General features: G+C 36.8%; 16 protein-coding genes. 6 read left to right on the top strand and 10 right to left on the bottom strand.

Annotated features, from left to right (window positions below; genetic code table 11):
- Nucleotides 1-42: 42 nt before the first annotated feature.
- On the top strand, nt 43-2,211 hold the full coding sequence (gene yccS, locus JEP71_RS10090; protein ID WP_198620523.1) for a YccS family putative transporter: 2,169 nt from the start codon (nt 43-45) through the stop codon (nt 2,209-2,211).
- Nucleotides 2,212-2,281: 70 nt separating this feature from the next.
- Here the strand turns inward: yccS and JEP71_RS10085 are convergent, their stop codons facing one another.
- Nucleotides 2,282-2,890: a TfoX/Sxy family DNA transformation protein gene (locus JEP71_RS10085; RefSeq protein WP_109373553.1), complete on the bottom strand. Its 609-nt coding sequence runs from the start codon at nt 2,888-2,890 to the stop codon at nt 2,282-2,284.
- A gap of 228 nt (nt 2,891-3,118) precedes the next feature.
- Between JEP71_RS10085 and sulA the strand changes: the two genes are divergently transcribed.
- Together sulA and ompA are read left to right on the top strand one after the other, a co-directional pair.
- The gene (gene sulA, locus JEP71_RS10080) at nt 3,119-3,670 is read left to right on the top strand and encodes an SOS-induced cell division inhibitor SulA (RefSeq protein ID WP_198626175.1); all 552 of its coding nucleotides are present in this window, start codon (nt 3,119-3,121) and stop codon (nt 3,668-3,670) included.
- Nucleotides 3,671-4,019: 349 nt separating this feature from the next.
- Nucleotides 4,020-5,111, top strand: a complete 1,092-nt coding sequence (gene ompA, locus JEP71_RS10075) for a porin OmpA (protein WP_198620521.1) — start codon at nt 4,020-4,022, stop codon at nt 5,109-5,111.
- A 179-nt stretch (nt 5,112-5,290) separates the two neighbouring features.
- On the opposite strand, the gene matP is transcribed toward ompA, so the two are convergent.
- Nucleotides 5,291-5,752 (bottom strand): macrodomain Ter protein MatP, encoded by a 462-nt coding sequence (gene matP, locus JEP71_RS10070; protein ID WP_088493264.1) that lies wholly within the window; start codon nt 5,750-5,752, stop codon nt 5,291-5,293.
- 361 nt (nt 5,753-6,113) lie between these two features.
- Here matP and JEP71_RS10065 point away from each other — a divergent pair, with 361 nt between their 5' ends.
- Nucleotides 6,114-7,856, top strand: a complete 1,743-nt coding sequence (locus tag JEP71_RS10065; RefSeq protein WP_198620520.1) for an AAA family ATPase — start codon at nt 6,114-6,116, stop codon at nt 7,854-7,856.
- 83 nt (nt 7,857-7,939) lie between these two features.
- The gene (fabA, locus tag JEP71_RS10060) at nt 7,940-8,458 is read left to right on the top strand and encodes a bifunctional 3-hydroxydecanoyl-ACP dehydratase/trans-2-decenoyl-ACP isomerase (RefSeq protein ID WP_023581351.1); all 519 of its coding nucleotides are present in this window, start codon (nt 7,940-7,942) and stop codon (nt 8,456-8,458) included.
- 115 nt (nt 8,459-8,573) lie between these two features.
- Here fabA and JEP71_RS10055 read toward each other — a convergent pair whose 3' ends face one another.
- The 7 genes from JEP71_RS10055 to rlmKL form a co-directional block, all read right to left on the bottom strand.
- On the bottom strand, nt 8,574-9,065 hold the full coding sequence (locus JEP71_RS10055) for a hypothetical protein (protein ID WP_198626174.1): 492 nt from the start codon (nt 9,063-9,065) through the stop codon (nt 8,574-8,576).
- Nucleotides 9,066-9,940: 875 nt separating this feature from the next.
- Nucleotides 9,941-10,111, bottom strand: coding sequence for a ribosome modulation factor (gene rmf / locus JEP71_RS10050; RefSeq protein WP_023581348.1), 171 nt, complete (start codon nt 10,109-10,111; stop codon nt 9,941-9,943).
- 670 nt (nt 10,112-10,781) lie between these two features.
- Nucleotides 10,782-11,354 (bottom strand): membrane integrity-associated transporter subunit PqiC, encoded by a 573-nt coding sequence (gene pqiC, locus JEP71_RS10045; RefSeq protein WP_109373548.1) that lies wholly within the window; start codon nt 11,352-11,354, stop codon nt 10,782-10,784.
- The gene (gene pqiB / locus JEP71_RS10040) at nt 11,354-13,006 is read right to left on the bottom strand and encodes an intermembrane transport protein PqiB (protein WP_198620517.1); all 1,653 of its coding nucleotides are present in this window, start codon (nt 13,004-13,006) and stop codon (nt 11,354-11,356) included. Before pqiB ends, pqiC begins: the two co-directional genes overlap by 1 nt.
- Nucleotides 12,999-14,288, bottom strand: a complete 1,290-nt coding sequence (pqiA, locus tag JEP71_RS10035) for a membrane integrity-associated transporter subunit PqiA (protein WP_109373546.1) — start codon at nt 14,286-14,288, stop codon at nt 12,999-13,001. Before pqiA ends, pqiB begins: the two co-directional genes overlap by 8 nt.
- A gap of 85 nt (nt 14,289-14,373) precedes the next feature.
- Nucleotides 14,374-16,302, bottom strand: coding sequence for an ABC transporter ATP-binding protein (locus tag JEP71_RS10030; RefSeq protein WP_198620516.1), 1,929 nt, complete (start codon nt 16,300-16,302; stop codon nt 14,374-14,376).
- Nucleotides 16,303-16,308: 6 nt separating this feature from the next.
- Nucleotides 16,309-18,423 carry a bifunctional 23S rRNA (guanine(2069)-N(7))-methyltransferase RlmK/23S rRNA (guanine(2445)-N(2))-methyltransferase RlmL gene (rlmKL, locus tag JEP71_RS10025; protein ID WP_198620515.1) on the bottom strand — a complete coding sequence of 705 codons (2,115 nt, stop codon included), beginning with the start codon at nt 18,421-18,423 and terminating at the stop codon, nt 16,309-16,311.
- Nucleotides 18,424-18,531: 108 nt separating this feature from the next.
- Here rlmKL and JEP71_RS10020 point away from each other — a divergent pair, with 108 nt between their 5' ends.
- A complete protein-coding gene (locus JEP71_RS10020) occupies nt 18,532-19,689 on the top strand; it encodes a YcbX family protein (protein WP_198620514.1) in 1,158 nt (385 codons plus the stop codon).
- Nucleotides 19,690-19,998: 309 nt separating this feature from the next.
- Here JEP71_RS10020 and JEP71_RS10015 read toward each other — a convergent pair whose 3' ends face one another.
- A complete protein-coding gene (locus JEP71_RS10015; RefSeq protein ID WP_160230123.1) occupies nt 19,999-20,256 on the bottom strand; it encodes a colicin E3-like toxin immunity protein in 258 nt (85 codons plus the stop codon).
- Nucleotide 20,257: the final 1 nt, after the last annotated feature.

Raw genomic sequence — 20,257 nt, 5'->3', positions numbered from 1 at the left:
TAAGAGGTAATTATCTTCATCTTGTTTATTTAAGGGCTTTTTGTGTTCACTTTGCTAAATGGCGCCCGCCGATTTATCTATAATAGCCACTTTTTATATTATATTCGCATAATAATCGCGCTTACAGGAACGACTTTGTTTCCTTGGATCTTAGGGCAAGAGCCTAAATACACAATTCCGCTAACTTTAGGAGTGGTTGCGGCAGCATTAACTGACTTAGATGATAGGCTTGTTGGCCGTTTAAAAAACCTTGTTATCACTTTATGCTGTTTTCTTCTTGCTTCAGCATCAATAGGATTACTTTACCCATATCCTATTTTATTCTTTTGTGGTTTAGCCATTTCTACTTGGGGATTTATTTTATTAGGCGCTTTAGGCCAACGGTACGCAACCATTGCGTTTGGTGCTTTATTAATCGCAATTTATACTATGCTCGGTATGCCTATTTTCCCTGAATGGTATGAACAACCCGTTTTACTACTGTTAGGCGCTATTTGGTATAACTCATTAACATTAGTTGGTCACTTATTATTCCCAATTCGCCCAGTTCAGGACAATTTAACTCGTTGCTACCAACAACTTGCCACTTACCTCGAAGCTAAAGCGACATTATTTGATCCTGATATCGAAGATGACTATCAACATTCGCTTTATAATTTAGCAATGGCAAATAGCCAATTAATTGACACGATGAACCAAACTAAAGTTACATTATTAAGTCGATTAAAAGGTGATAGAGGCCAACGTAGTAGCCGTTTCACTCTTCATTACTATTTTGTTGCTCAAGATATTCATGAGCGAGCAAGTTCGTCGCATGTTCAATACCAACTATTAAGTAATGAATTGCGACATAGCGATGTGTTATTTCGTTTTCAACGTTTGCTTTCTATGCAGGCACGAGCTTGTGAACAAGTTGCACAATCTATTCTTTGGCATAAAAAATATCAGCATAACCCTTCATTAGAACGTGCTATAAATTATTTAGAGAATGCACTAAATCATTTAAAAAATACGACTTCAGAGCCACAATTAATAACGCCTTTAAATAATTTACTGCAAAATCTTCAAGGTATTGATGCGCTTTTACGAAGTATTAGTACAGAGCAATACCAAATATCCCACGACCAAAAGGAAGAAACGCAACTTTCTGATGATGGTTTAACTGGATGGCGCGATATTGCACTAAGAATAAAAGAACACCTTACACCTAAATCGGCGCTTTTTAGACATGCCGTTAGGATGTCACTCGTTTTATGCATTGGCTATGCCATTATTCAATTCTTCCAATTAGACAGAGGTTATTGGATATTACTCACCAGTCTGTTTGTTTGCCAACCTAACTACAATGCCACTCGCCGACGTCTTACCTTACGAGTAAGTGGTACTATTATTGGTATTTTAATTGGCTTCCCTATTTTATATTTTGTTCCTTCAATTGAAGGGCAACTTGTTTTAATTGTGATAACGGGTACGCTCTTTTTCGCATTTAGAACCATACAATATGCACATGCCACACTATTTATTACTTTATTGGTTTTATTAAGCTTCAATTTGCTTGGTGAAGGTTATGATGTTGCCCTTCCTCGTATTATCGATACCTTAATTGGCTGTGCCATAGCATGGTTTGCTGTTAGCTTTATTTGGCCTGATTGGAAATTCCGTCAACTGCCCGTTGTTATTCAAAAAACAATGACGAATAACTGCTATTATCTTGATGCCATCCTTATTCAATATTACCAAGGAAAAAATAATAGCTTGAGTTATCGAATTGCTCGTCGAAATGCTCATAGCAGTGATGGTGAATTAGCATCATTGATCTCAAACATGTCATCAGAGCCAAAAAGTTATCAAGCATCCCAAGAAGTGGCTTTCCAGTTGCTTTGCTTAAATCACACTTTACTCAGTTATATTTCTGCACTTGGCGTTCATCGTTCAAAAATAGAAGATGAGAATGTACTTACATTGCTTAATGATACGGTTTGTTATATCGATTCTGCTTTACGTCGCAAAACGCCACAAGACGAAGGATTTAAGCAATCTCATGTAGAATTAATTGAAAGGATCAACCTATTACCTAATGCAGATAATCCTCGCATTCAATTAGTACTCACTCAAATCCGATTACTATTGGATTTGCTGCCACAAATTATTAGTTGTATCCAAATTATTGAGCAAAGCGAATCAAACAGCCTACCTAAACCCCAAGTTTAGTCCCATATTGACGTTATTTTCTCTAATTGCCATAAGTACATTAGAGAAAATAACGGTCATTACTTTTATCTTATTGAAAAGATAATTCGTTGTACCAATCTAATAACTCCATTTTAAGTTGACTAGGTAATACAGAACGATGGCACCCAACGATAGCTCCTGCCAATGAAAGTAAAAGTTCACTATTTCTCAAATTGTGGCTATGCATTAATTTTAGATAACACGCTTTAGCACCGATTAAACGCAGTTCTTCAACTTGATTAATGCCAATTTGATTCAACCTTTTTTCTAATATCACACCTAGATTAGGTAAGTCTTTTATTCTGCAAGGCTTCTTTCGTTGTCCTAAATATTCTTGAATACTGTAGTGATATGACATATCAATATATTGATCTAATTTCTGCTGATTTTTCCATAGCGAATCCGTTATATGGTAATAACGCAATATGATAGGAATTCCTTTTTTCAAATAGGTATAGGAACTCATTTTTGTTGCCTTATAAAGAGTTTCTAAAAAACCACTTCCTTTTAAATAAAACTCATTATCTGACGTGATAGCAAACATAACATCATCAATCATTAAGCTAACACCACCAAATTGAGACTTTGTTGTTAACTCTCCATATTGCGCAATACGCGATAATAAATGAGCCTTCCTTTGCTCAGGTAAAAATAACATTGAAACTCCAACACATACTTTAAGATTAAATTTTATCTTTGAATTCAAAAACATGCATAAACATAACAAGAAGGACAATAAAGAATTTCCTTTATATTGCCAATAGTTGACGACTTAAAAATAGAGATTTACATAAAATTTGAGAGGAACTTTCAAAAAAATGAGCTTGATTTAAGCGAAATATAGAGATACTGTATATTCATACAGTACATATGGAACGAGGTAAATATGAAACTCTCAACATCATCTCCGACAAGACAGAACGCCATTCTCCAAGAGATCTCAAATGAGGTATTACCTCTATCTATCCCTTCAACAGTGGCGACTTACGATAGTAATAATAAACAAGGTATGGTGAGTGAACTTCTCTACCAAAACCCGCTCGTCATTAATCACATCCTTTTGCCATTACTGAAACAGTATAGCCATGAATCGCGTTGGTTATTGTGGCTAAACCCACAACAAAAACTAAATCGTACTTGGTTAAAAAACGCAGGATTACCACTTAACAAAATAATCCAGTTAAATCATATAAATATGATAACTACTGTTGATTTAATGGAAAAAGCACTGGTGAGTGGTAATTACAGTGTAGTACTCGGTTGGTTACCAGAAATATCGTCAGAAGAGATGAAACGATTAGAATCTGCTGCAAGTAAAGGAAAAACCCTTGGGTTTATTATGCGACAGCAAGTTAATTCAAATATCCATTTAGAAAGTACTAATACATCTAAACGACATTTGAATTCCGTAAAAATTCATTCAATTCACTACCATTAGTGAAATTTAAGAGTTTTCCTAATACTCAAAACACCCTTGTGTCATTTAAGATAAGTCAAAAGTATTTATAACCTAAATCATATAGTTACAAGAAATTTAACAAAAATACAGAATCTTTCCCATTGTGGAATAAGACGAATCTTTTTAAAATTTTAAGTCGAATTTTAAAGGATTACTTGTAACTTTTTAAGTTCATTGTAGACTTTATGTCGTTAAGGTTATGCTTTAAATCCCATTTTTCGGGATCATCATTTGATGAAAGCATTGGATTCCTAACAATAATTTAACCAAGGGCAAATAATAAGGCTTAAAGCCAAATGCCTAACTTGGATGATAACGAGGCGTAAAAATGAAAAAGACAGCTATCGCATTAGCAGTGGCAGTGGCAGCTTTCGCAACTGCAGCGCAAGCAGCTCCAAAAGACAATACCTGGTATACCGGTGGTAAATTAGGTTGGTCTCAATACCAAGGTACTAGCAACCATTTCGATGGTACTTCTATCGGTAATGGTAACACTCACCGTGATCAATTAGGTGCAGGTGCATTTGCTGGTTATCAATACAACCAATACTTAGGTTTTGAACTGGGTTACGATTGGTTAGGTCGTATGACTTATAAAGGTTCATATGACAACGGTGCATTCCGTGCTCAAGGTATCCAATTAACCACTAAATTAAGTTATCCAGTAATGGAAGACTTAGACGTTTATACTCGTTTAGGTGGTATGGTATGGCGTGCAGATTCTTCTGCAACTAAAAATGCTACTTCAGCATCTCCAGTTCAAGAACGTTTCTCTAATAACGATACTGGCGTTTCTCCAGTATTCGCATTAGGTACTGAATACGCGATCACTCCAAACATCGCTACCCGTGTTGAATATCAATGGATCAACAACATCGGTGATAAAGGTACTCTGAATGCACGTCCAGACAACGGCATGCTGAGTGTTGGTGTTGCTTACCGCTTCAACCAAGAAACTCCAGCACCAGTTGTAGCTCCAGCACCAGTTGTAGCTCCAGCTCCAGTTGTTGAGAACAAAACCTTTACTCTGCGTTCAGACGTTCTGTTCAACTTCAACAAATCTACTCTGAAAGCTGAAGGTCAAGAAGCTCTGAATGGTCTGTACGCTGAACTGGCTAACATCGACCCAACTCAAGGTCGTGTAGTAGTTATCGGTTACACTGACCGTATCGGTTCACAAAACTACAACCTGCCTCTGTCAGAAAAACGTGCTCAATCTGTAGTTGATTACCTGGTTTCTAAAGGTATCCCTGCAAACAGCATCTCTGCAGAAGGTCGTGGTAAAGAAAACCCAGTTACTGGCAACACATGTGACAACGTTAAAGCTCGTTCAGCTCTGATCGATTGCTTAGCGCCAGACCGTCGTGTTGAGATCGAAATCCAAGGTACAACTGAAGTTGTTGTTCCTGCTGGTAAATAATTCAGATAGTAGAATAATCTACTGTTGATGAATTCAAAACCCTGCCATTGGCAGGGTTTTTCTTTTATGGAGATAAAATTAGATCAAAATATAAAGACAAGAACGTTTTCAGGCCAGTATGAAATATCACAATAAAAACAAATAAATTGTCGAAGCCAGTAAGCTAAGAATAATGTAACTTATTTTTCTTTATCGCGTTCTAATAACTCAATGAGTCCATCTTTTAAACTATGCACTTTTAATGCATATTGTTCTTTTCGTTCAGCGTCTTCAATTAATTGCACGATCGTTTCTGATAATGTGATCCCTCTTCGTTGTGACAATGCAGATAAGCGTTGCCAAACTTTAAACGTTAAATCGATTGATTTCTTGCGCGTATGCTGATGCTCAGCATTAAAATAACGTTTTCTGCGAGCTCTAATCGTTTGCTTCATCCTATTAGATAAATCAGGATTCATATGCAAATCTATCCACTCTAAAACTTTTAATGGTTGTGATTCAAGAAGCAACAATTGCTCGACAACTTCATCAGCGGCACTTTTTTCTATATAACGGGTAATTAATTCACCTTCACGGTGTTTTTTTACTAGATAGGCCCACTTCCAGCCACATTCTAGGTTCTCTAATTGTTGATATTTCATACAAATCCCCGTGACAACGTAACTATATAGTAGCATATCAACAATTTTACAAAAATACTGCCACTGAACCGAAATTTTTTGACTATTTTATAGGCAAAGTTATTTTAGATAATCTTTCTTATCAATTAATAACAAGCCTTGATAAGGGATAGTTTTCTGAGCACGTTATGATAGAATCGAGCGTCGCTATCATAAAACCTTAATGACCAATTATTAACCCGTCATTATAAGGTCGTAGCGGTACATATTCCCTGCCTATGCAGTTGATGACAGTTAAAGAACCGTCTTATTGCAGGATAGGTATCGACTTATACGATATCTAATTATCTCTTTTCACTAATCAATAATAAAAACGGTAACCTTGAAAAACAACGAATTAGAATGGCAGGCGTTACGTCCTGATTACGCCTCCTACCAAACTTTCTTTCAAACAGCATCTCAATTACCTGCATCTCTACTTCGTGAGGTTCAACCTCGCCTGTATGAAAGCCTGCAATGGTTAAACAATGCAGATTCAGGGCAGTTTATGCTGTTAAAAGCGGATGATTCTACTGCTTACTTTGATATGCTGACAGACACATTAACGCAATCAGGGATCAAAACTGATCCTGTTGTTGGCAGTTATCAAGCAGAAACCAATAAAATCGATTGGCAAGAAAATGTACAAGGTGCATTTTCATCATCAGAATCTATTACTTGTTGCCAATGGATAGAGCCAGAACAACTCTTTGGTTCATTCTATTGCCATAAAGACGAAGTTACCCTCAGCCCAGGTTTATTGCATAAAGTAAATGGAGGCATTTTAGTCCTCTCTATAAAATCTTTACTTGCACAACCACTAATGTGGTTCCGCCTTAAAAAAATGGTTGAAGAGCAGCGTTTTGAATGGCTTGTTTGGAATGACAATCAATCCCTGCCTTTGCCTATTGAAAGCATGCCTCTCAATTTACGGGTTATTTTAGTCGGTGATAGATTAAGCCTTGAAGAGCTTGAATTTATGGAGCCTGAGCTAAGTAGCACTGCTTTATATGGTGAATATGAATACGATATGTATTTAGAAGACGAAACCGCTCTTTCTCAATGGTGTGGCTTTGTAAATTCATTGTGCCAAAAATATAGCCTCCCTTCTCTATCTGCGGATGCTTGGGAAGTCTTGCTAACACAAGCAGCAAGACAACATGAAGATCAGCTAATGCTGAGCCTAGATTTAGAATGGATCTTACGCCAGCTTCGTTATGCAATACGTTTTAATCATGGTCCTTCTCTAAATGCTGATGCATTGAAAAAAGCAGAAGAAAATCGCCTGTGGCGACACAGTTATTTATTAGAACGTAGTCGTGATGAGATTTTACAAGACCAAGTAATGATACAAACAGAAGGTGAAGCTGTTGGTCAAATCAATGGACTTTCTGTCTTGGATTACCCTGGATATCCTGATTTAATCGGAGAACCGACTCGCATTACCTGCGTTGCACATATAGGTGATGGTGAGTTTACAGATGTTGAGCGAAAAGCTGAGCTTGGTGGCAATCTTCATGCTAAAGGAATGATGATTATGCAAGCTTACTTAAACTCAGAATTACGTTTAGACCAACCGCAGCCATTTAGCACCTCGATTGTTTTTGAACAATCATATGGTGAGGTGGATGGTGATAGCGCCTCTCTGGCTGAATTATGTGCTTTTATTAGCACTCTGGCACAACAACCTATTGATCAACAAATTGCTGTTACAGGTGCCGTTGATCAATTTGGTCAAGTCCAACCGATTGGCGGCGTAAACCAGAAAATCGAAGGCTTCTTTGATATCTGCCAACAAAGAGGGCTAACTGGTGCACAAGGCGTAATTATTCCTCTTGCCAATATTCGCCATCTTGTACTCAACGAAAATGTGCAACAAGCGGTAAAAGAAGAAAAATTTCATATTTGGCCTGTCACTCATGTAGCGGAAGCGATAACGTTACTGACGCGTCAGCCATATTATGAAGAGCAATGTGAACCAGAACAATCAGACTCACACTTGTTAGCTGTTATTCATGATCGTATAACACTTGCAAATAATCAGGATAGACCTAAATTACCTTGGTTCTTACGTCTATTCAGATAATTCTGTTTCAAGTGATCGGAGTTGTTCAGCGTACAAGTGTAAGCTATTCTGTTGTCTTACACTTGATAAAGGCTATATAGACAATGGTTGATAAACGCGAATCTTATTCTAAAGAAGACCTCATTGCTTCAGGCCGTGGTGAATTATTTGGCCAAGATGGCCCACCACTGCCATCTGGTAATATGCTAATGATGGATCGCATCATTAAAATGACAGAAGATGGCGGCACCCATAATAAAGGCTTTATCGAAGCAGAATTCGATATCAAGCCAGATTTATGGTTCTTTGATTGCCACTTCGTGAATGATCCTGTTATGCCAGGTTGCTTAGGCCTAGATGCCATGTGGCAACTTGTTGGCTTCTATCTTGGCTGGCTTGGTGGTGAAGGTAAAGGCCGTGCGCTTGGTGTTGGTGAAGTTAAATTCACTGGGCAAATATTACCAACAGCAAAGAAAGTTACCTATAAAATTGATTTCAAACGTGTTATCAATCGTAAACTGATTATGGGCATTGCCGATGGTGAAGTGTATGTTGATGGTAAGCTGATTTATGAAGCAAAAGACTTAAAAGTTGGCTTATTTAAAGATACAACTGCATTCTAAGATAGATAACCACCCGAATCTATTATAGAAATACCGTGTAACATAAAGTACACGGTATTTTTTATCTATGCTAACAACGTATTTATTTTTTTATAAAAAACAGATCATATTCAACTCAGTTTTTATCAATACATGCTGTCGATTGTTTATCTTTTAGATACTGAAAATATTGTTTAATTTTAAGAGAGAAAAATAAGCTGTATGTAAGATAAACAAGTAATCCTACTAAAAATAAGATCCCTAATACTTCACCTGAATTTTCTGCTTGATTACTACTACTTGTATTATCCAATGTATTTTGCATACCTACGACTATTGCAATAGTGATAGGAAGCATTGATATACTCCAGAATATTTTTAGCATCATCGATGCTATTTCTTTATTCATAAAGATAACAAAAAGAGTAATAACATATAAAGTTGGGAGAGTAAAAGTTTGTATCAAACTCCACAATATAGAAAGATAAGCTATTAAATTTAAATTTTCGCTATCTTTTATAGATATGCCCACTAAAGTAGAAACACTAGTAAATGAAGATATTAATTGCCCTAAAGTAAAGAAAATAAAAACAATTAATATTATCCATAATGATATTGGTTTTTTCATTGAAATCTTCCTTGTAAATAAAAGTCGCTATCATAAATTAATCGATGTATAGTGTCATTATATTAATAAATAAAATTTATATATAAAGATAAATTTAATTTAAGTGAACTTTTTTTATTCCAAACAAATACTAAACTTAAAATTTATATCCACTTAGTATAAGTAGATTACGTCAAGAAATAATCGTATGGATATGATTATAAGCGCAATAGTAGAACTGTTGAGCTTTCTGATTGATCTTATCTTTTTTCTTTGCAAAGCAATTGGCTATAATATCACAGTTTTATTGATTATATTTATTTGTATGTATGCTAATCAATTCAATATAAAATGGATCTTAGGTTTTTCTATAACCTCATTATGTTTATATAGTCCAAATTTATATAAGTTATTTAAAAAATCAAAAGGAAATCTTTAAGTTAAATTAATCGTCATAAAAATAATTTAAGGAAAATAAGTGATTAATAAAGGAAAAGTATCTAAAAAAATGCAGACTTTATGTTTTATTGTGGCATATTTCTGATATTTACATTTTCTATACCTTGGTTTACTTCAGAAAAAATTGATTGGCTCTATAATTCTGTTAATACAATACTTGCTATTTTTCTTACTATTTATGGGTTTCGTTTACGTAGAAATTCTCATAGATCAGAATAAAAAAATAATGACAATATAACGTAAAAAGGCTTACAAAAATGTAAGCCTTTTTTATATCCAAATTGATTGTTTGTTATTTATACTCAAATTGTCCTATGCTCAATATGTACATAGGAATATATATAAATAACCCTCGTTTTGATTGTCGGTAAAATCTTAGTGATAATATTCAATAGGACTCAAAATTAGCCATGATATATTTCACTACGACGGGTTATTTATTTTACCAGACTAGGGCGATCTTCCATCGCCTGTCGCCAGCCTCCAAGCCAATGTGAACGCGCATCAATGGCGAAATAAGGGCAAAGTTCTTTTGAACGACCTTGCATACCAGCTTGATAACCTTTCGATAATGCTCTTGCTAAACGATCTCGTTTCTGTCTTTTCATATCTAGACAACCCTCACGTTCTAAGTTTAAGCGGAAAGATAATGATTGTTTTTTCAACAACCACTATAAATTGATACGCTTTATTGCGCATTTAAGCAAGTAAAGAAGTTAATACAAATGTCATATTTGTGATGTTGAGCCAGCTAAAAATGTAATACCAAATGTTATTGTTTATTTTATTTAATGATTTAATTTAAATATTATCTAATTCTTTTAATGGGTTATACCTAAAAAAACATAACCAATTGATATTTAGTAAAAATTATTAATTAAAAACAATTTTATTTATTTTTATCTTAGAAAATCAATAAATTAAATAAGATATAATAATGTTTGTTTTTATGTTTATGTCAATATAAGACTTAGTTTATAAATATAACTTTTTGCTCTATTTTTATTTTTTCGTAGAAAACTCTTTTTAATTACCTTTGCTTTATTAAGGAATTAGCCATCATTGGAGGTAAAATAAGCTATTAATACCTCTTACATACTTCTATTAATTCAAACTCTTCAAATACAAGTTACATATCTTCTAAAAAAAATACTATGCAATACGCCAAGCTTAACTATTCTTCATCTTTTCTCTTTTAGATATAAACAAAAACCCAATATTCAACTTAAATACAATTTAAAAGAATATTGGGTTTAAATAAACATAATGCTAAATCAGTTAGTATTGAGCTTGAATTGCTTTCGCTATCTCAGAAACAACTTGCTCCCATCCCTGCCCTAATGTACGCACTAAAGCAGGATAACCATCTTCCGTTTGTGTTAAAACTAAAGAAAATGGCTGATTAATAACCTTATTATTTTCAGCGTAGATCCAGTCACCTGAAATAATCACTTGCCCATCATAACGGCCTTGGAAGTAATTAACGGTAACGGTTAATTTCGCAAGATTATCTTCAACTGGTTGATTAGCAACAACTGTATCCGGCAATGCTTTTGTTAAACCTGAAATAAGGTTCTGTTGTAATTGCTGATCAAGTGGATTAATCCATAAATGTTGATTAGCCACGGTATAGTTAATATCCGTCGTTTGATAAACAATTCCTGCATTAACTAGCATATTAGACAAACGGATCGGCTGAACCCAAATTTGGGGCTTCTTGGCTGACTGTGTTGTCGAGACTTGTTCTGACACGCCACCTTGATAAACATCGGGCAACTGATAATACGTTTTATCAATCTGACTTGAACATGCCGTTAGCATCAATACAAATACCCCAATGATGTATTTCATTATTTTTCAGCCCTCTTCGGTTCTGGATCTTTACCTTCCTTCGCTTCAAAAATTAATGCGTTGCTCTTATTGTTCAATGTTTTCAATAAAGGCTGCATCTCTCTTAAAACCTGATCAAGCTGCTGCATATTATCAATCATTTTTCCGTATGCAGGAGAGCCCGGTTGGAAGCCTTGCATACTGCGATTAATCTCTTTCAATGACTGTTGAATATCATTAGGAAGATTTCTAAATTCATCACTACCAATCATGGCATTCAATGCTTTTAGTGTCTCTTTCGCTTCAGCAACTGCTTTTTGGCTTTCAGCTAACGTTGCCGTCATCTCTTTAAGCATTGGCTCAACAGGAAGATTGTTGATCTTATCAAGAGATGTCATGACTTTTTGCTGAATTTGCGCTAAACCTGAACTTGTAGTCGGTATTTGTTGGAAACCAGCAACTTCTTGAGGGCCTTCCCATTTTGTTGCATCAGGGTAGAAATCAAGGTCAATATAAAGCGCACCAGTTAAAAGATTTCCCGATTTTAAAGAAGCTCTTAGCCCATTATTAGAGGCTGAAGTGATCTCTTTGACGAAGTCAAAACTTTCACCAACATCATTAGCAAAACGCTCTGGTTCAACATGAATTAGCACTGGAATACGAAAATCTTTATCCAGTGATTGTTGCATGCCTTTAGTGTAATAAGGTACTTGAACAACAGTACCCATGCGAATTCCACGGAATTCAACAGGTGCCCCCGCCTGTAATCCCCTTACAGAATCAGAGAAAAACATAATGTAACTGCGATAATCAGTATATAGCGAGTTTTGAATGCTCTTCTCATTATCGTAAAGTTTAAATTCTGTTTTAGGTGCAATTTGATCGCCTGGTAACCATCCGTTTGGAACATCAAAACTAACGCCACCACTAAACAATGTGGAAAGTGATGCCATTTCAACACGAACACCCGATGAAGACATATCAAAGGCGATACCTGAATCTTTCCAGAATCTCACATTAGATGTCACCATTTTGTCATAAGGTGCTTTGATAAAGAGTTGATAATGCATATCTCTTGTATCAATATTGAATTCACTGGTTTCAACTGAACCAACTTGGTAACCTCTAAATAAAACTGGGTCGCCTGCATTTAATTGACCTGCTTTTTCACTCACTAAATTAATGCGAATACCTTTTGCATCAGGCGAAGCGAGTGGCGGTGAATCAAGAAGGTTAAACTCATCTTCTTCTTTACCCGTTAATCCCGGTTGTAGCTCAATATATGCGCCTGAAAGCAAGGTGCCTAAACCCGTTACACCCTCTTTACCTATTTGCGGTCTTACAACCCAGAATGCGGTATCTGCACGTAATAACTCTTTCATGCCAGTATCAAGGCGCGCTGTGATGATAACGCGACTAAAATTGCTATCGAGTGTGACACTTTCAACTAAACCGATATCCACACTGCGGCTTTTAATTTTGGTTTTACCTGCTTCAATGCCATCTGCATTATAGGTAATTAATGTAACTTCTGGACCCTGATGGCTGAAATGATAATAAAGTATCCATGCACCTATCAGTAAGGTGACAAGTGGTATGATCCAAACTGGAGACCAGCTTTTTAGTTTGTTAATTTTTGCTTCAGTTAAAGCAGTTTCATTCTTTTCAGTCACCCTTAGGCTCCTTAATCGTGGGTTTATCATCATCGGTTGTACACTTATCCCACGTCAACCGAGGATCAAACATCATTGCAGAGAACATAGTTAGCACTACAACCAATGCAAATAGCACCACACCAAAATCAGGATAGATGCTCATCAGACGTCCCATTCTGACTAATGAAGCTAAAACAGCAATTACAAAGACGTCAATCATCGACCAACGCCCTACATATTCAACAACTTCGTAGAGAAAATGCATTCTAGCAGGATCTCTTTTCCCATTAGATTTGTGTGCATCCCAACACAACCAAGCTATTGCTACCATTTTTAAACTTGGCACCATAATACTGGCAATAAATATCACCATTGCAACAGGATAAGAACCATCTTCCCAGAGCAAAATAACCCCTGCCATAATGGTTGAATAAAGGTTATTACCCAATGACTCAGTCACCATAATCGGCAATAAATTCGCGGGGATATAGAGGATCAACGAAGTAATCAACAGTGATACTGTCCATTGCAAGCTTTTCGGCCTTCTTGCATGTCCTTTGACTTCACAACGACTACATTCATATTGGTCGGCAGGTAAAATTGCCGTACATGAACGACATAATCTTACACCTTGTTTTAATCCCGGCTTACCCGATTCTATGTCAGGATAAGCAGGACGAGGCTCTAATTTTTCCCATAAAGTATGCCTATCAAGACATTGGAAAGCACGAATTTGAAATAAGCAATAAAGCACATAAGGTGGGAAACTCAACCCCAGCCCAATATCACCATAAGCCATTAATTTTACAAAGCTAACTAAAATTCCTGCAAGAAAAATTTCTGCCATACACCACGATTTTAGTTGAAATAAAATACGCGATAACCAAATTTGTAGCTTTCTTGGTAATTTAACGGGTGTGCAAAGAAGCAAGATTGCGATCATGCAAAAAGCGGGCACAATCTGCACAAACAATAGGAAAAAGGCACCTAGTTCAACGTAGTTTTCACTAAACATCACCGTTGGAATTTGCATCAGTGTGACATTATTAGCAATACCTGCCACTTCCATACTAACAAAAGTAAATTGGCTCGCCATTAACAGCATAAACAATGCGCTGATTGCTAACGCAACAGGTTGATAAAAAGGTTGGCGCCAACGTGCAGTTAGCACAGTATGGCAGCGAGGACATGTTGCTTTTGTTCCTTGTACTAATTCAGGAACACTGACCACCAGATCGCACTGAGGACATAATATTTGCTCATGTTTATGTTCATGACGATGTTGTTGACCAGAGCACACAGCGACACCTCTTATTTAGAATAATCAATAAAAGAATATTTAATCCAGAAAGTAAAACGGGGCGTGATGCCCCGTTTTCGGTTGGCTATTCGCCGTTTTGCATCAATTCTAGCTCTTGCCATCTGTCAAAAGCCGTTTCAAGTTCTTGTTCTTTGTCAGCAAGCGCCTTTAAGACTTTTTCTGTCTCTTCATGAGGACGAGTAAAGAAATCCGCCCCACTTACTTCTTCTTGTAATTCACTTAACTGCGTTTCTAAGCTTTCTAATTTAGCGGGAAGTTGCTCAAGCTCTCGTGTCAAATGATAACTTAACTTATTAGTACGAGTGTTCTTTTTAGAGCTATCTTTTACTTTTGCTTCTTTTTCAGCTTTTTCTGGTGCGTTGCGTGATTTATTTGTCTCACTCTTTAGTGAAACCGACTGTGCTCGTTGTTGCTGAGCATCGTAATATCCACCAACGTAACTGTTAATAACACCATCACCTTCAAAGATCCAACACTCAGTAACACTATTATCAACAAATTCACGGTCATGGCTAACCAGTAAAACAGTGCCTTGGTAAGCATCAACGAGCTCTTCTAGTAATTCCAATGTTTCAACATCGAGATCATTGGTTGGCTCATCGAGAATAAGTAAATTACTAGGTTTTAAGAATAAACGTGCCAATAATAGACGGTTTCTCTCACCCCCTGAAAGTGCGCGAACAGGAGTCATCGCACGTTTAGGTGGGAATAAGAAATCTTGCAAATAACCAAGTACATGGCGAGGACGGCCATTTACCATCACCTCTTGCTTACCTTCTGCAAGGTTATCCATGACTGTTTTATCAGGATCAAGTGTCGCACGGTGCTGATCAAAGTAAGCGACTTCAAGCTTAGTACCACAATGAACTCGTCCGCTGTCTGCTTTTAAATCGCCTAACATGAGTTTCAATAAAGTGGTTTTACCGCAACCATTTGGCCCCACCAGCGCAATTTTATCACCACGTTGTACTTTGGCAGAAAAGTCACGAACTAATTTACGCATTCCAATGCTGTAATTAACATCTTCAAGTTCAAATACAATTTTACCAGAGCGAGTTGCTTCTTCGACCTGCATACGAGCACTGCCTAACACTTCACGGCGTTCGCTACGCTCAACACGCAGTGCTTTTAATGCTCTTACACGACCTTCGTTACGAGTGCGTCGTGCTTTAATGCCTTGGCGTATCCACGCTTCTTCTTGCGCTAATTTGCGATCAAACTCTGCGTTTTGTTGCTCTTCAACACGCAATGCTTCTTCTTTGCTTTCAAGATACTTATCGTAATTTCCCGGCCATGAAGAAAGTTTTCCACGATCAAGATCGATAATACGCGTTGCCATATTACGGATAAATGAACGGTCATGGGAAATAAACACGATACTTCCTTGGAAATCTTTTAAGAATTTCTCAAGCCAAAGGATCGTTTCAATATCAAGGTGGTTTGTTGGTTCATCTAAAAATAGTACTCTTGGTGCGCTGACTAGTGCGCGCCCTAATGCTGCTTTTCTTAACCAACCACCTGATAAAGAAGAAAGCTCTGCTTCACCCTCTAAACCGAGTTTTTCTAGTACTTCTGCAATTCGGCTATCAAGCAACCACAAGTTACGACTATCAAGTACTTCTTGTAGCTCTGCCATTTTATTGAGATTTTTATCAGAAGGATCTGTCTCAATCAGTTTAGAAATATGGTGATAATCCGTTAGATATTTAGCATCTTCTTCAACGCCTTCTGCAACAAAGTCAAAAATAGTGCCTTCAATATCTCTTGGGGGATCTTGCTGTAAGCGAGCAGTTACAAGATCTTGCTCATAAACAACTTGACCATCATCTAAAGGTTGCTCTTTAGATAACACTCTTAATAGTGTTGATTTACCCGCACCATTGCGCCCAACTAAACAAACGCGTTCATTTTCTTCAATAAATAAATCGGTGCTATCTAATAGTGGGGCATCACTGAAAGATAAGTAAGCCCCAGTCAAACTAATTAACGGCATTGTAAATTATTCCTCACCAGCATGAGTTAACAGCCAGCAATTGTGAATTTGACGGTTACGTGCAAAGTCTTGTGATAATGTTTTCTGTGTTATCTCTTTTGCACACAACCCAATTTTTGCTAACTCGTCATGTTCCATTTTGAATCCACGTTTATTATTTGAGAACATAATTGTTCCGCCTTTTCTCAACAAACGTTTTAAATGTTTCATTAGTTCAATGTGATCACGCTGTACATCAAAGGTATTTTCCATTCGTTTTGAGTTAGAAAACGTAGGCGGATCGATAAAGATCACATCAAATTGTTCGTTGCTCTGCATTAACCATTGAATGCAATCTGCTTGCATTAAACGGTGTTGTCTACCTGATAAGCCATTCGCTTGGAAGTTTTTCTCAGCCCATTCAAGATAAGTACGGGACATATCAACGGTTGTTGTGCTTTTTGCACCACCAATTCCTGCATGAACAGAAGCCGTACCGGTATAAGCAAAAAGATTTAAGAAGTCTTTTCCATTACTCATTTCACCCAGCATTTTTCGTGCAATACGGTGATCTAAGAACAATCCTGTATCGAGGTAATCGGTTAGATTTACCCAGAATTTTGCACCAAACTCGTCAACTAAGAAGAAATCACCTTTTTCGGCCATTTTTTCATACTGCTGCTTACCTTTTTGGCGTTGGCGTGTTTTTAAAATCAGTTGATCAGAACGTAATGCCAGTACTTCCATTGTTGCGCTAATTACATCAAATAAACGCTGGCGGGCTTTGTGTTCATTAACTGTTTTAGGTGGTGCATACTCTTGAATAACCACTTTATCGCCGTAACGGTCTACAGCAACATTATATTCAGGTAAATCAGCATCGTATAAGCGATAACATTCAATTTGCTGTTGTTTTGCCCATTTCGCGAGTTTTTTCTCATTTTTACGTAAACGGTTTGCAAAATCTTCCGCAAGTCCAGTGTTAATCGTGGATGGTGTATCAGAAAGTAAATAGTTCTTTTGTACACAATCAAGAGGACCATTTTTTGCTTTGAACTCTCGTTCAGCACGTAATTGAATGCAACTTAACAGTTCAGGTGATGCACTAAATAGTGACAATCTCCAACCTGGGAAGTGTGCTTTTATCGCTCTTCCTAATTGGCTATGCAGTGCAATTAATGCAGGCTCACTTTCTAAACGCTCACCATAAGGTGGATTGCTGATAATTGTCCCTTTTATTTCTGTTGAAACAGGGTTTGTCAGTTTAGCTGCATCACCGTGAGCAAATGTAATCAGTTCAGCCACATCCGCTCTGCGGGCATTGGCTCTCGCCATATCCAACACACGTTTATCAACATCAAAGCCATAAAAACGCGCTGTTGTATTCTTTTTGCCTTCACGGAAACGGGCAAAAGCTTCATGAGTCACTTCTTTCCATAGCGCTTCATCGTGGCCTAACCAATGACGGAATCCCCAATGCACTCGATTTAATGCTGGCGCACAATCAGTCGCCATCATAGCTGCTTCAATTAATAATGTACCAGAGCCACACATTGGATCGATTAATGGTGTGTCAGTTTTCCAACCTGAACGCATAATAATTGCAGCAGCTAAATTTTCTTTTAAAGGCGCTTGACCTGTTAAATCACGATAACCACGTTGATGTAAACCATCGCCACTTAAGTCTAAAGATAGCGAGGCTTTTTCTTTATGAAGATGGATAGTTAAGCGGATATCAGGAGATTGTTTAGCGACATCTGGACGTTGCCCTATTTTACGTTGGAATGAGTCAACGATGGCATCTTTCGCTTTTAATGCGCCATATTGGCTATTACGAATAATGTCATTCGTGCCATTAAAATGAATAGCAAAAGTCTGATCAACAGTAAAAATCTCACTCCAATCAATTGCCTGCACACCAAGATATAAGTCTAGATCACTATAAACATTGAATTCATTTAACGGCAACATAATACGCGACGCTAAACGGCTCCAAAGTAAAGACTGATACATGGTTTTATCATCAGCACGGAAATAAACACCGCCTTGTGTTATCTGGCAAGCCTGAGCACCTAAGTGTTCAAGTTCAGATTTTAATAGTTCTTCCAGACCTCGGCCTGTGCTGGCAAACAGAGAGCGCATAATATTGTTACCACCTAAAATAAAATTGTTGGGCATTATAGCTAATTGTATTACGTTGTCATAAAGTTACTGGCTATAAAAAATAATAATGTCTTTTTGGGAGCACTGATGATCAACGTTTCACGCCTTTATATACACCCAGTTAAATCAATGAAGGGAATTCGACTTTCTCATGCATTTGCTCGTGAGAGCGGATTCACGTTTGATCGCGATTTTATGATAACCACCCCTGAAGGGACTTTTATCACGGCACGAAAATTTCCCGTTTTGCTGTGTTTTATTCCCACAGTCATGGCAAATGGTATTTATATTCAAGCTCCTGATGGTGAAGGCATTGCTATCACCTATCAAGATTTTGAAACCACATTGCAACCGACAGAAGTTTGGGGCAACCATTTTACCGCGTATGTGGCTCCAGATGAAATAAATCAGTGGTTCAGTCGTTATTTAAAAATGGATGTTCAACTTCGTTGGACTGGCGAAAAATCGACACGCCGAGTGAAAAAGAATCCAGAAACCGCTGTTTCTTTCGCTGATGGTTACCCTTACTTATTAATTAATGAAGCCTCATTTCAATACTTACAACAGCGTTGCCCCGCTTCAATTAATATTGAGCAATTTCGAGGTAATATCCTCATAACAGGTGCAAAGCCTTTTGAAGAAGATACTTGGCAGACTATTCGTGTTGGCTCTGTTGTGATGGACCTGATGAAACCTTGTAGCCGTTGCATCATGACCACTATAAGTATAGATAAAGGTGTTAAACATCCTAACACAGAACCACTCGCAACACTGCAAACATTCCGTAGCGATGAAACAGGTGATGTCGATTTTGGTCAAAATGTCATCATTCGTCAAACTGGCATAATTCGTGTGGGAGATACTGTTGAGGTATTAGCTTATAAAGAAGCGAAACAATATCTTGTAACGGCACCTGTTGAAACACAATCAACACCTATTGTTGAACACGCACAAGAGCAAACTGTCAGCATTGAATTTAACGGTGAAATTTTTGAGGGTAATAACCAAGAAGTCCTGTTAGAACAGCTTGAAAATAATGGTTATGCTATTCCTTATAGTTGCCGAGCTGGCCTTTGTGGCTCTTGTGTTATCCAATTAGATGAAGGCGATGTTAATGCATTAAAAGCCGGAGCAATTAAACGCTCAGGTAAGATTTTAGCCTGTAGTTGCATTCCTAAAGGTAATGTGAAACTTTCACTTAAAGATAATAAAAATCAAATAGATATAAACAAAAAAATGAAATAAAGAACTCAATATAAACACAGTTATGTATGATATATATCGTTATCAGTAAATATTAAATTGATTAATTTTACCCCAATCATATATAACTGAGTTTATTGATGCACCCTCGATACCATTGCATTGGCAGTATTATGATTTTCCAGAACTGCATCACCTTATTAAGTACAAAGGTAATGAAAAAAATTTATTGGGAATGAGCAAGTTAGTTTATTAACCAACTGATTTTTCTATGATATCTCCAGTGCAAAAAAAAGTCTCCGTTAAGAGACTTTCAAAATGATGTAAGTGAATATTATATGCGCTTGTTCATTACCATTTATCACGGTAATCGAAAGAAATTTGGTAAATATACTTATTCAATTCAATTTTATGTGTAACATGCTTTTGAATAGCTTTAACCCAATCTTCATGTAAATCAAAAACCCCATTATTAATGATATTTTCATCTTTCGGATCAATTGTTTCATCAATCAAAAAATCATCATCACCAAAATCTTTTGAGTATTCCTCGCCTATAATTTCTTCTGTTTTTTTATCAAACCACTGAGTATGTAATTTCAATCCCATA

The organism is Proteus sp. PR00224 (assembly GCF_016238105.1).
Classification (GTDB): domain Bacteria; phylum Pseudomonadota; class Gammaproteobacteria; order Enterobacterales; family Enterobacteriaceae; genus Proteus.
Note: the sequence above shows the minus strand (reverse complement) of the source record. Positions and strands in the feature narration are given on the sequence as shown.